The organism is Pseudomonas sp. GW823-FHT05G12 (genome assembly GCF_058795575.1).
This window is the reverse complement of sequence record NZ_CM179501.1, coordinates 1096402-1109824: the sequence shown is the minus strand read 5'-3', so window position 1 is coordinate 1109824 and position 13423 is coordinate 1096402. Positions and strand designations below refer to the sequence as shown.

General features: G+C 61.9%; 10 protein-coding genes. 9 read left to right on the top strand and 1 reads right to left on the bottom strand.

Features of this window, described 5'->3' with window-relative positions; translation table 11 throughout:
- Positions 1-132: 132 nt before the first annotated feature.
- Positions 133-882: a hydroxypyruvate isomerase family protein gene (locus AC3RCM_RS05055; protein ID WP_064492401.1), complete on the bottom strand. Its 750-nt coding sequence runs from the start codon at positions 880-882 to the stop codon at positions 133-135.
- A 191-nt stretch (positions 883-1073) separates the two neighbouring features.
- Here AC3RCM_RS05055 and AC3RCM_RS05050 point away from each other — a divergent pair, with 191 nt between their 5' ends.
- From AC3RCM_RS05050 to AC3RCM_RS05010, 9 genes are all read left to right on the top strand, one after another.
- Entirely contained in the window at positions 1074-1976 is a 903-nt protein-coding gene (locus AC3RCM_RS05050; RefSeq protein WP_020191200.1) for a GntR family transcriptional regulator, read from the top strand.
- Between the two features lie 205 nt (positions 1977-2181).
- The gene (locus AC3RCM_RS05045) at positions 2182-4638 is read left to right on the top strand and encodes a membrane-bound PQQ-dependent dehydrogenase, glucose/quinate/shikimate family (protein WP_336088533.1); all 2457 of its coding nucleotides are present in this window, start codon (positions 2182-2184) and stop codon (positions 4636-4638) included.
- A 300-nt stretch (positions 4639-4938) separates the two neighbouring features.
- Positions 4939-6990, top strand: coding sequence for a putative bifunctional diguanylate cyclase/phosphodiesterase (locus tag AC3RCM_RS05040; protein ID WP_020192983.1), 2052 nt, complete (start codon positions 4939-4941; stop codon positions 6988-6990).
- A gap of 157 nt (positions 6991-7147) precedes the next feature.
- Positions 7148-8479 (top strand): imelysin family protein, encoded by a 1332-nt coding sequence (locus tag AC3RCM_RS05035; RefSeq protein ID WP_010952117.1) that lies wholly within the window; start codon positions 7148-7150, stop codon positions 8477-8479.
- A 141-nt stretch (positions 8480-8620) separates the two neighbouring features.
- A complete protein-coding gene (locus tag AC3RCM_RS05030) occupies positions 8621-9103 on the top strand; it encodes a hypothetical protein (protein ID WP_064492398.1) in 483 nt (160 codons plus the stop codon).
- Between the two features lie 14 nt (positions 9104-9117).
- A complete protein-coding gene (locus AC3RCM_RS05025) occupies positions 9118-9504 on the top strand; it encodes a hypothetical protein (protein ID WP_020192047.1) in 387 nt (128 codons plus the stop codon).
- 109 nt (positions 9505-9613) lie between these two features.
- On the top strand, positions 9614-11041 hold the full coding sequence (locus AC3RCM_RS05020) for a di-heme oxidoreductase family protein (protein WP_492629406.1): 1428 nt from the start codon (positions 9614-9616) through the stop codon (positions 11039-11041).
- A gap of 19 nt (positions 11042-11060) precedes the next feature.
- Complete coding sequence (locus AC3RCM_RS05015) at positions 11061-12125, top strand: imelysin family protein (protein ID WP_104960841.1); 1065 nt, start codon at positions 11061-11063, stop codon at positions 12123-12125.
- A gap of 2 nt (positions 12126-12127) precedes the next feature.
- Positions 12128-13225 carry a DUF1513 domain-containing protein gene (locus tag AC3RCM_RS05010; protein WP_198747331.1) on the top strand — a complete coding sequence of 366 codons (1098 nt, stop codon included), beginning with the start codon at positions 12128-12130 and terminating at the stop codon, positions 13223-13225.
- Positions 13226-13423: the final 198 nt, after the last annotated feature.

Genomic DNA, 13423 nt, shown 5'->3' with positions numbered 1-13423 from the left:
AACCCGGCCTCGTGCCGTAATGCTGGCAGTCCAGCATTGCCATCCACGCCGGGCTTCCTCGAAAAACCGATGCCAGTCTTCTGGCATCGGTTTTTTTTCAAGGGTTCTGGAACGGGCCAGCGCACAGGGCGTTCATGAGGCGTACTGACCAAGCCAGCCAAGGCTATCTGCAGTAGCGCCCGTAGGCCGGTACTCACACCCGACCCAGCCCGCATACCCGCGCTGCTCCAGCGTCGCAAACAACCCTGCAATGTCCATCTGCCCCGTCCCCGGTTGATGCCGCCCAGGACAGTCGGCCACCTGCACATGCACCGTCCGCTCAAAGAACTGCGCCAGCACATCGGCCGCATTTCCGGTCAACAACTGCGCATGGTACAGATCAAGGATCAGCCCGATACTCGCATGCGCCTCCAGCACCTGCTGTGCCTTGTTGAAGTCGGACATGTAATACCCTGGCATTTCCTGCGTGCAGATCACTTCGATCAATGGCCGCAGCCCCTGGTCCTCGAAATATTTCACGCCATAGTCCAGGTTGCTCGCGTACACCTTGCCGGCACCATCCTCGTGGGTTATCCCGGACATCAGGTGCACATCCGTACATGCCAGCGTGCGGGCATAGCTGGCTGCCTGGCGCAACCCGTCACGAAACTCGGGCTCCTTGCCCGCCACCGCAGCAATGCCCTTGGAAACGCCAGCCGGTGCGGCAAACTGGACCAATGGCAACGCATACTTCGCCAGTTCATCAGCCAACAAACTCGCATCCAACTCATAGGGCGAGGGGAATTCCACCGCGCGAAATCCGGCGGCAGCGGCGGCTTCGATACGCTGCAGAAAAGGCAGTTCGTTGAACTGGAAGCCGAGGTGAGCATTGAATTTGAGCATGTGTAAAGATCCATCCCGGGAAGAAAACATTCGTCGTTCCAAATCCTGAGCCGCGGCTCAGGCACTGCGCTGGCGGCAACTGCGCCAGCTCGCTGCGTGCAGATACTCAGGTCCTTCGTGTGGTATTTTCCTGCCCCAGTCCGACCCAAATCTGCCGGATCGACTGAAGTCAAACATTCGGAATACAGCCTGTGATCAAGAAAGACCTCGCCCTCCAATTGGCCCCTCGCGTCATCGAGATGATCCGCGCCCGGTCGATGAAGGCCGGCGAGCCATTGCGCGAGCAGACCTTCGCCCAAGCCTTCGATGTCTCCCGCTCCCCCATCCGCAGGGTATTCGCCCTGCTCGCCGAGTGGAACATCGCGGTGCAGGAGCCCAATCGCGGCTATTTTCTGAAACAGGACGCCGGGCAGATCCAGGAAGCCACTGTACCGCCCGTCTGCGACCCCTTCGAAGACTTCTACCTGCGTGTGGTGGACGACATCCTCAACGGGGAAATCCCTGCCGAATTCTTTGAAGCCCAGCTACTGCGACGCTACTCTGTGCCTCGCGGGCAACTGCTCAAGGTCCTCAACCGGCTGGCAAGCGAAGCCATGGTCGAGCGCAAGCCTGGGCAAGGCTGGAGCCTCAACGAATTCGTGCACAACGCCCAAACCCACATCCAGAGCTACCGCTTCCGCATGGCCATCGAGCCGGCCGCACTGCGTGAGCCGGGCTACAACGTGAACCAGGCCGCCTTTGCCAAAGCCAGGGCACAACAGCAGGCCATGCTCGACGGCGAGATTCACACGCTGTCACGTGCCCAACTGTTTGAAATCGGCGCCCAGTTTCACGAAATGATCGTGCAATGCTCGGGCAACCTCTTCTTCATCGATGCCATACGCCGGCAAAACCAGCTCAGACGCTTCATGAGCTACAAAGCCAACGTCGACCGCAGTCGCCTGATGACGCAATGCCTGGAGCACCTGCACCTGCTCGACCTGATCGAGTCCGGTCGGCGCGAAGAAGCCGCACGGTTTCTGTGGAAACATCTGGACGAAGTCGGCCGCCTCAAAACCGGCCAGGATGCCTTGCAGGAAAGCCAGCAGGCATAACCCCTCTCCTCCTTCCTTCAAACCCGCGCGTGAATCAGGTATGGCAGCTTAGCCATTGCCTCCTTTTGACACAAGATACAAAGCAGCCTGAAAAATCAGCGCTCGCTGTAAAATTTGCGCCACTTATTGTATTTCATTGCAACAATAAGCAATATGCGCACCGCTCGGACGCACTGTGGCACCGAATCACACAGGAATGGATGCAATGGAACAAGGAACGTTGGCTAAAGGGACGGGGGTCTCGAGCCTTCTGTTCGGGGTGTACACGATTCTGCTGGCCCTGCTTGGCCTGACACTGGCCTATCAGGGAGGCACGCTGGTCAATGCCGGTGGCACGCCTTACTACGCGATGATGGGCACCGTATTGCTGCTGGCCGCAGCACTCATGGGCCTGAAGAAGGCGGCCGGAATCTACCTCTATGGCGCAGCATCCCTGGCCACCTACGGTTGGGCGATCTGGGAGTCGGGCTACAACGGCTGGGCCTATATTCCACGCCTGGCCTGGCTGGTACTGCTCAGTGTGATCTTTCTGGCTTTCTGGCCACTGGTCCGCCGCGACTTCGCCAAAATCAACAAGGCACTGTACTTCAGCATCATGGGCGTGCTGCCGCTGCTGATGGCAGCCACCATCCTGGTACCGCTGTTCTTCCCGAACACCGTTCATCTGGCCGACTCGCCGGCTATCACCGCGCATTCACAGCAACCGTTCAGCCGCAGCACGGTGGCATCACCAGACGCCAACGTCGCCGCGTCTCACGACAAGACCAATTGGACCGCCTATGCCGGCTCGAACCTCGGCAACCACTATTCCGCTGCAGCGCAGATTACTCCAGCTAACGTTTCCGGCCTGGTCAAGGCGTGGGAATACCACCATGGCGATGTCAAACAGCCTGGCGAAAAAACCAAGTATCTGAACGAGGCCACCCCCATCAAGGTTGGCGACTCGCTGTATACCTGCACGCCGAAGCAAATCATCATTTCGTTGAACGCGACCACCGGCAAAGAGAACTGGCGCTACGATTCGAAGGTCGACCCGGACTACTTCGCCAACGGCGGTGCCTATTGCCGTGGTGTCTCGTACTACGAAGTACCCAATGCCAGCGGGCTTTGCGCCAAACGCATCATCTGGGGCACCAACGACATCCGCCTGGGTGCAGTTGATGCGCTTACCGGGCAGGCCTGCCCAGACTTCGGCACGGCAGGCTTTGCCGACCTCAAGGACGGCCTGGGTACGTTCCGTAAAGGCTCCACCGGCATCACTTCCGCACCGCTGGTCATCCGCGGGGTGGTCATCACCGGTGGCCGGGTGCTGGACTCGGATGTGCGCCCGGCACCGTCAGGCGTGGTTCGCGCCTACGATGCAGTCAGCGGCAAACAAAAGTGGGCCTGGGATCTTGGCCGTCCCGATAGCACTGCCCCTGCCGACGCAGATGAAACCTATACACTCAGCACGCCCAACTCATGGGCGCCGATTTCCGCCGACGACGAGCTGGGGCTGGTCTACATCACCACGGGTAATGCTGCAGGTGACTTCTATGGCGGTACCCGCACCGAACAGGAAGACAAGTTCAGCTCTTCGCTGGTGGCCCTGGATGCCCTCACCGGCAAGGTCAAATGGCACTTCCAGACCGTCCATCACGACCTCTGGGACTACGACCTGAGCCCACAACCGGCGCTGATCGATTTCCCCACCGCCAACGGCACACGCCCGGCAGTCATCCAAGCCACCAAGTCAGGCCAGTTGTTCGTCCTGGACCGCGCCACTGGCGAACCGCTGGTCGATATCTCGGAGGCTGCCGTCCCACAGGGCACGGCCCCTGGGGACTACACCGCGGCGACACAACCGTTGTCACCGGGCATGCCGAGCACCATGGGCCGCCCATCGAAAAACCCGGAAGTGCTGAACGAAGCCGATGCCTGGGGCCTGACGCCGTTCGATCAGCTGCAATGTCGCATCGAGTTTCGCCAGGCGCGTTACGAAGGGATCTTTACACCACCGGTAGTCGGCCAGCAAAGCCTGATCTTCCCCGGGCACCACGGCGGCCTGAACTGGGGCGGGGTGATGGTGGACCTGCAGCGAGGCCTGCTGATCATCAACAACCAGCGGCTGCCGTACATGCAGGGGCTGGTTCCACGCGAGCAGCTCGATGCGATCAATGCCAAATCGTTCCAGGAATCGCCCGGCAATAACCAGGGGTTCCGCGTCCAGGCCGGCCTGCCGTACGGGGCCATCAAGGACCCATGGATGTCGGCGCTGGAACAACCGTGCATCGCGCCACCCTGGGGGTTCATCTCCGCTATCGACCTGCGCACCCGTGAAGTGCGCTGGAGCCGCCCATTCGGCACCGGCTATGACAGCGGTCCCTTGGGCATCGCCTCGAAACTGCGCTTCGAAATCGGTACACCGAGCGATGCCACCGGCGTTGCTACAGCCGGCGGCGTAACCTTCATCGGCGCTGCCATCGACCGTTCCATGCGCGCCTACAACAGCGAAAGTGGTGAATTGCTGTGGGAAGAACGCCTACCGGCCGGCAACCAGGCGTCGCCCCTGACCTACGTGAGCGAAGGCCGCCAGTACGTGGTTGCCGTGGTCGGCGGGCATGACCGGATTCCGACCAAGCTGGGTGACAGCATCATTGCCTGGGCGCTGCCGGAGAAATAGCGCTGCCTTTCAGGGACAGCCATCGGTTACTTCCGCTCCACAGGCCCTCTGTTCGAGGAGTGTGCCATGCCTGTGGGGGCGGGCTATCCGCGAAGCAGCCAGCGCATATTTCACCTGCGCCCCACCCGCAAAACGCTTGCTCAGACCGCATACCACGCTAACATCAAACCTCTGGAAGATTGATACAGCGCATTCAAGTTGCGGGGTCAGGCAACCGATACACTGCTAATGGTCGGCCGGTAGTGTATCGTCATCGTTGATGGCAAAATGATGCCATGCGCATGGATTAAGGAAACCCCATTGAAGCTGGAATTGCGGAACAGCTTGTCGGTCAAGTTGCTCAGGGTCGTGCTGCTGTCGGCGCTGGCGGTCGGCGTCGTGCTCAGCTGTGCGCAAATCATCTATGACACCTACAAGACCCGCCAGGCCGTGGACAGCGACGCCCAGCGCATCCTCGACATGTTCCGCGATCCTTCGACCCAGGCGGTTTACAGCCTCGACCGTGAAATGGGCATGCAGGTCATGGAAGGCCTGTTCCAGGACGAATCAGTGCGCATGGCCTCCATTGGCCATCCCAACGAAACCATGCTGGCAGAAAAGTCCCGCCCGCTGCAGGACATGTCCATGCGCTGGCTCACCGACCTCATCCTCGGCCAGGAGCGCACCTACACCACGCAACTGGTCGGCCGTGGACCTTACAGCGAATACTACGGCGACCTCAGCATTACCCTCGATACCTCCTCCTACGGCAAAGATTTCCTGATCAACGCGGTGATCATCTTCATATCCGGCGTGCTGCGGGCCATGGCCATGGGCCTGGTGCTTTACCTGGTCTACCACTGGCTGCTGACCAAACCGCTGTCGAAGATCATCGAGCACCTCACCCAGATCAACCCTGACCGCCCCAGCCAGCACCAGATACCGCTGCTCAAGGGCCACGAGAAAAACGAGCTGGGCCTGTGGGTGAACACCGCCAACCAGTTGCTGGCCTCGATCGAGCGCAACACCCATTTGCGCCACGAGGCGGAAAACAGCCTGCAGCGCATGGCCCAGTACGACTTCCTCACCGGCCTGCCCAACCGCCAGCAACTGCAGCAGCAACTGGACAAGATCCTCGTCGACGGCGGCCGCCTGCAGCACCGAGTGGCAGTGCTGTGCGTTGGCCTGGACGACTTCAAGGGTATCAACGAACAATTCAGCTACCAGGTCGGTGACCAGTTGCTGCTGGCCCTGGCCGATCGACTACGCGCCCACAGCGGCCGCCTGGGCGCTCTGGCGCGGCTGGGCGGCGACCAGTTCGCCCTGGTACAGGCCAATATCGAGCAGCCCTACGAGGCTGCCGAACTGGCGCAAAGCATCCTTGATGACCTGGAAGTACCGTTCGACCTCGACCACGAGCAAATCCGCCTGCGCGCGACCATCGGCATCACCCTGTTCCCCGAAGACGGTGACAGCACCGAAAAACTGCTGCAGAAAGCCGAACAGACCATGACCCTGGCCAAGGCCCGCTCGCGCAACCGCTACCAGTTCTATATCGCCAGCGTCGACAGCGAGATGCGTCGCCGTCGCGAACTGGAAAAGGACCTGCGTGAAGCCCTGCCCCGCAACCAGCTGTACCTGGTGTACCAGCCACAGATCAGCTACCGCGACCACCGGGTGGTTGGCGTAGAGGCCCTGCTACGCTGGCAGCACCCGGAACTGGGCATGGTGCCACCCGACCAGTTCATCCCCTTGGCCGAGCAGAACGGCAGCATCATCAGCATCGGCGAATGGGTGCTTGACCAGGCCTGCCGGCAACTGCGCGAATGGCACGACCAGGGCTTCAGCGACCTGCGCATGGCGGTCAACCTGTCTACCGTGCAACTGCACCACAGCGAGCTGCCACGGGTGGTCAACAACCTGCTGCAAGCCTATCGCCTACCACCGCGCAGCCTGGAACTGGAAGTCACCGAAACCGGCCTGATGGAAGACATCAGCACCGCCGCCCAGCACCTTTTGAGCCTGCGCCGCTCCGGGGCGCTGATTGCCATCGACGATTTCGGCACCGGCTACTCGTCCCTCAGCTATCTGAAGTCGCTGCCCCTGGACAAGATCAAGATCGACAAGAGTTTCGTTCAGGACCTGCTCGACGACGATGACGACGCCACCATCGTTCGCGCCATCATCCAGCTGGGCAAGAGCCTGGGGATGCAGGTGATCGCCGAGGGCGTGGAAACGGCCGAGCAGGAAACCTACATCGTTGCCCAGGGTTGCCACGAGGGCCAGGGCTACCACTACAGCAAGCCCCTTTCGGCCCGTGAACTGACCCACTTCCTCAAACAAGCGCAACGCAACCGGGTTTCGGTGTCCTGAGGCACCTGCCCGGTTACAGGCCGAGCCCCTGATTTACATGAATTGCGCGCCCGCCCCTTTACAGCAAATGCAAATCTTTCGCATGATGTTGTAGTTTTGCGTGCCACGGCGCACGGTCCACCCTTTGGTCCAACCACACGATGCAGGAAAACCAATAATGATTCGAATGCCTCTGGCCTCCGCCAGTCTGCTGGCCATTGCCATCGCCCTCGCCGGTTGCGGTGAAGGCAAGGACGAAAAAGCCGCCGCGCCGCAAGCCCAGGCACCTGCTGCTGCCACCACCGCTGCGCCAGGGGCTGTCGACGAAGCAGCCGGCAAAGCCGTGGTCAAGCATTACACCGACATGGTCTACGCCGTGTACAGCGACTCGCTGAGCACTGCCAAGACGCTGCAGACCGCGGTCGACGCGTTCCTGGCCAAGCCCAACGACGAAACCCTGAAAGCCGCCAAGGAAGCCTGGTTCGCCGCGCGCGTACCGTACCTGCAGAGCGAAACCTTCCGCTTTGGCAACACCATCATCGACGACTGGGAAGGCCAGGTGAACGCCTGGCCCCTGGACGAAGGCCTGATCGACTACGTCGACAAGAGCTACGAGCACGCCTTGGGCAACCCGGGGGCCAGCGCCAACATCATCGCCAACACCGAGATCCAGGTGGGTGAAGAGAAGGTCGACGTCAAGGACATCACCCCCGAGAAACTGGCTAGCCTGAACGAGCTGGCTGGCTCCGAGGCCAACGTTGCCACGGGCTATCACGCCATCGAATTCCTGCTCTGGGGCCAGGACCTGAACGGCACCGGCCCTGGCGCTGGCAACCGCCCGGCATCCGACTACCTGGAAGGCCAGGGCGCTACCGGCGGCCACAACGACCGCCGCCGCGCCTACCTGAAAGCGGTTACCGACCTGCTGGTGACCGACCTCGAAGAGATGGTCGGCAACTGGGCACCGAACGTCGCCGACAACTACCGCGCCAAGCTGGAAGCCGAGCCCGTCAACGACGGCCTGCGCAAGATGCTGTTCGGCATGGGCAGCCTGTCGCTGGGCGAACTGGCTGGCGAGCGCATGAAAGTTTCGCTGGAAGCCAACTCGCCGGAAGACGAGCAAGACTGCTTCAGCGACAACACTCACTACTCGCACTTCTACGACGCCAAGGGCATCCGCAACGTCTACCTGGGCGAGTACACCCGCCCGGACGGCACCAAGCTGACCGGCCCTAGCCTGTCGTCGCTGGTCGCCAAGGTTGACCCGGCCGCCGATGCAGCCCTCAAGGCCGATCTGGAAGCCACCGAGGCCAAGCTTCAGGTGATCGTAGACCACGCCCTCAAAGGCGAGCACTACGACCAGCTGATCGCCGCCGACAACGCTGCCGGCAACCAGGTTGTACGGGACGCCATCGCCGCCCTGGTCAAGCAGACCGGGTCGATCGAACAGGCCGCGGGCAAGCTGGGCATTGCCAACCTGAACCCGGACACTGCGGATCACGAGTTCTGATCCTGCTGTAGCGCTTCACCGCAAACGCCCGGCCTTGTGCCGGGCGTTTTCGTTTGCTGCCGGGTAAAACGCTTCCCGCTGCCTGGCGTGCGCGCAGATGCTCATCCTGTAGGCCTTCGATCAAACCTAACAGGAGGCACAGTGCTGCAGATTCTTGATGTCTGGGGCGAAGGCCGAATCGTCCAGCGCATGAATGGGGAAGACCTCATCACCGGATTCAACGATGCGTACAACCTGAACAAGGCTGGCCAGCTCATCTCCAACGGGCCGTTCGCTGGCGGGCACATTCCCAACCTCATCGTCGTATACGAATACGATGCTCCGGACTTTCCCCTCGACGACCATGCAGTCCCTCACGTGACGCTGATGGGCGCTCCGATCACCCACCGTGTGGCCGAGGAAATGTGCCGGGTAGTTGCCCGCCCCGGCAAGATCTACCTCTACGACCCCAACGAAACCGACCGCCGGATGTTCGAGGCAGTCGCCATTGACCATGGGATGCAGCTGCTCGGTCGCTTTCATCCCGCCGAGCTCGACCCCCCGTTCAACGAAATCACCTTGCTCGCGGCCTATGTCTATCGCGCCCCGACCAGCCCATTACCACGCCCGAAAACTGAACATTGAAAGGAAAACACTACATGGCCAACGTCACCTACTTACGCTCCATCGCCAATAACACCCCTTATACCTTGACCCTGATCGACGGTGAAAACCGCAGCAACAGCCTGGCAGTCGGCGCACAGCACGTCTGGAATGGCTCGCTGGCCATCCCGTGGATCGGCAGATCGACTGAGAACCACAAGGCCTTGCGCCTGATACTCGGCCCGTCTGCCGACACCAGCATCTGGATATTCCAGGATTACTGGCAACCTGCGCACATGGACGCGGTCAAGTGCATTACCGCCTCCTCCATGGAATACACCAGCGAAGAAGTCATCGAAGTCACCGGCGATAATCGCGGTGGTGGCAACAAGAACCTGATCGTCAACCTGGTCAACCGACACTTCATGCTCTATATGGCCTGACCAACCGCGCTCGCAGCGATTTCATCAAGCAAACGCAAATTGCTCTTATTCAATGATCCTGGGCCTGCTAAGCTGCACGCCGGTTTTTCGCTCACGCCCAGGATTCTCGATGTCCTTGTCGCTGTCCCGACTCCCCCCCCTGCTGCTGGCCCTGGCCTTGGCTGCCTGTGACGACGCCCCGCGTTTCACCCACGCCGAGCCCGGCGAAGCGTTGTCGGGTGGCCAGGCGACCGTGCAGCGCAGCGACCGCAATGCCTATTCCCTGCCCTCGGCCAACCTCTCGCCAGAGCTGCGCGTGGACTTCGCCGTGGGTAACAGCTTCTTTCGCAACCCTTGGGTGATCGCGCTGTCAACCACCACCGCGCGTGATGGTCTGGGCCCGTTGTTCAATACCAACGCCTGTCAGAACTGCCACGTGCGCGACGGCCGTGGCCACCCACCAGAGCCGGGCGACAGCAACGCGGTGGGTATGCTGGTACGCCTGTCGATCCCCGACCAACCCTACCTGGCCAAAGTGATCGAGCGCCTCGGCGTGGTGCCAGAGCCCGTCTACGGTACCCAGTTGCAGGACATGGCCATCCCCGGCGTGGCGCCCGAAGGCAAGGTGCGGGTGAGCTACACCCGCGAAACCGTGTCATTCAAGGACGGCCACCAGGTCGAGCTGCGCAAGCCGGCCCTGCAAATCACCCAGCTCGGCTATGGAGTGATGCACCCCGACACGCGCTTTTCTGCGCGGGTGGCACCACCGATGATCGGCCTGGGCCTGCTTGAAGCGATCCCCGAAGCCGACCTGCTGGCCAACGAAGACCCGGACGACCGTAACCGCGATGGCATCCGCGGGCGGGCCAACCGTGTGTGGGACGACGCCCAGGGCAAAACAGTGATCGGCCGCTTCGGCTGGAAAGCCGGGCAGCCCAACGTCAACCAGCAGAACGTGCACGCCTTTGCCGGCGACATGGGCCTGACCAGCACCCTGCTGCCCAACGACGATTGCACCCAGGCACAAACCGGCTGCCTGGCTGCGCCCAACGGCGATGGTGCCGATGGCGAGAAAGAAGTCAGCGACAACATCCTGCGCCTGGTCACGTTCTACACCCGCAACCTGGCTGTGCCGGCCCGCCGCGACGTCGGCTCGCCACAGGTACTGGCGGGCAAGAACCTGTTCTACCAGGCGGGTTGCCAAGGTTGCCACACACCGCAGTTCACCACCGCCGCCGACGCCACCGAACCCGCGTTGGCCAACCAGGTCATACGCCCCTACAGCGACCTCCTGCTGCATGACATGGGCCCGGGGCTGGCCGACGAGCGCACCGAATTCGCCGCCAACGGCCAGGACTGGCGTACGCCGCCACTGTGGGGCATCGGCCTGAGCGAAACGGTCAGTGGCCATAGCCAGTTCCTGCATGACGGCCGCGCCCGCAACCTGCTTGAGGCCGTGCTGTGGCACGGTGGCGAAGCCGAGGCGGCACGCAATTTCGTACTCACTTTCGATGCCGAGCAGCGCGCTGCGTTGCTCGCGTTCCTGAACTCACTTTAAACGCGCAAAGGAGCCGGGCATGTTCCGACCCAAACTGTTGTTCACCAGCCTCGCCGCACTCGCCCTCGGTGCCTGCTCGCCACAAGACCCGCAAGCAGTGACCTCCGCCGCCATCGCCAACCAGGTGATCCTGCCTACCTACAGCCGCTGGGTCGAAGCCGATCGAACGCTGGCTGCCAGTGCCCTGGCCTATTGCGAAGGCAAGGAAAGCCTGGACAAAGCCCGCGCCGACTTCCTCAACGCACAAAAAGCCTGGGCCGAGCTGCAACCGCTGCTGGTCGGCCCGTTGGCCGAAGGAAACCGCGCCTGGCAGGTACAATTCTGGCCCGACAAGAAAAACCTGGTCGGCCGTCAGGTCGAGCAACTGGTCAACGGCGACAAGCCCGTTGATGCTGAGGTCTTGGGCAAGTCCAGCGTGGTGGTGCGTGGCCTTTCGGCCTATGAGTACATCCTGTTCGACAGCAAGCCGGACATCGCCACGGCCGAACAGAAAGCCCGCTACTGCCCGCTGCTGGTGGCCATCGGCGCGCACCAGAAGGCCTTGGCAGAGGAGATTCTCAAAGGCTGGAACAGCACCGACGGCATGCTTTCGCAGATGACCAAGTTCCCCAACCAGCGCTATGCCGACTCCCATGAGGCTATCGCCGATCTGCTGCGCGCCCAGGTGACCGCCCTGGACACCCTGAAGAAGAAGCTCGGCGCACCGATGGGCCGTCAGAGCAAGGGCATCCCGCAGCCGCTGCAGGCCGAGGCCTGGCGCAGCCACAACTCGATGAACAGCCTGCAGGCCAGCCTCAAGGCCGCCGAAGCCGTCTGGGTCGGGGTAGACAACCAGGGCCTGCGCGGCCTGTTGCCCAGCGATCAGAAAGCGCTGGCGGACAAGATCGACGCCGCCTACGCTACCTCGCTCAAGTTGCTTGCCGACAACCAGAAAACGCTCGGTGAGCTGCTGGCCGACGACGCCGGCCAGCAAACCCTCAACCAGATCTACGACAGCTTGAATGTCGTCCACCGCCTGCACGAAGGCGATCTGGCCAAGGCACTGAACATCCAGCTGGGCTTCAATGCCAACGACGGTGACTGATCATGCTGCGACGCCAGGCACTCAAACTCGGTAGCGTATTGCTCAGTGCCCTCACCTTGGGCGGCTGGAGCCTGTTCCGCAGCAAAGGCAGCGAACCCTTGCTGCTCTCGGCGCGTGACAACGGCGACGGCCAGCACTATGCCGTAGGTTTTCGCCTGGACGGTACACAGGTGTTCAGCACGCAGGTCGCTCAGCGTTGCCATGCCATCATCCACCACCCCGAGCAGCCAATCGCTCTGTTCGTCGCCCGCCGCCCAGGTACCGAAAGCTACCTGATCGACCTGCGTGACGGGCGCCTGCTGCAAACGGTAGCCTCGCAGCCGAACCGGCACTTCTATGGCCACGCCGTCGTGCACAAAGGCGGCGAATGGCTGTATGCCACCGAGAACGACACCACCGACCCAGGACGCGGCGTGCTTGGCGTGTACCGTTTCGAAGGCGAACGCCTGTCGCACACCGGTGAAATCCCGACCCACGGTATCGGCCCGCACGAGGTTGCCTGGCTGCCTGACGGTGAAACGCTGGTCGTGGCCAACGGCGGTATCCGTACCGAGGCCGAAAGCCGTGTCGAGATGAACCTCGACGCCATGCAACCGAGCCTGGTGCTGATGCAGCGCGACGGCACCCTGTTGAGCAAGGAAACCCTGGCCCAGCAGATGAACAGCGTGCGACACCTGGCAGTGGCCAGCGATGGCACCATCGCCGCCTGCCAGCAGTTCATGGGCGATGCCGATGAAACTGCCGAGCTGCTGGCGATCAAGCGCCCGGGCGAGCCATTCAAGGCCTTCCCGGTACCGGAGCGGCAACTGCAAGCCATGGCCCAATACACCGCAAGCGTTGCCATCCACAGCGAGCTGCGGCTGGTGGCGCTGACGGCACCGCGGGCCAACCGCCTGTTCATCTGGGACCTGGACAGCGGCGCTGTGCGGCTGGATGCCCCGATGCCCGACTGCGCAGGCGTTGGCGCGGTGAAGGACGGCTTTGTCGTCACCTCCGGGCAGGGCCGCTGCCGGTTCTACGATTGCCGCAAGGCCGAACTGGTCGGGCAACCGATGAACCTGCCGTCCGGCTTCTGGGACAACCACCTGCATCTCGTCTGATTTTTCTGTTGCATTCACTGGCCTTCTCCCAGCTGAAGCCGATCCCACAGGGTTCTACACAGTCCCTGTAGGAGCGGCTTTAGCCGCGAAAAGGCCGGCACAGGCATTTCACGCCCCACCTCCGGAAAAACAGTCAATACTTCCCCCATTCACACGTGGGCAGGATCGCCCGTTGTCGTGTAGAAGCGAATAACAACT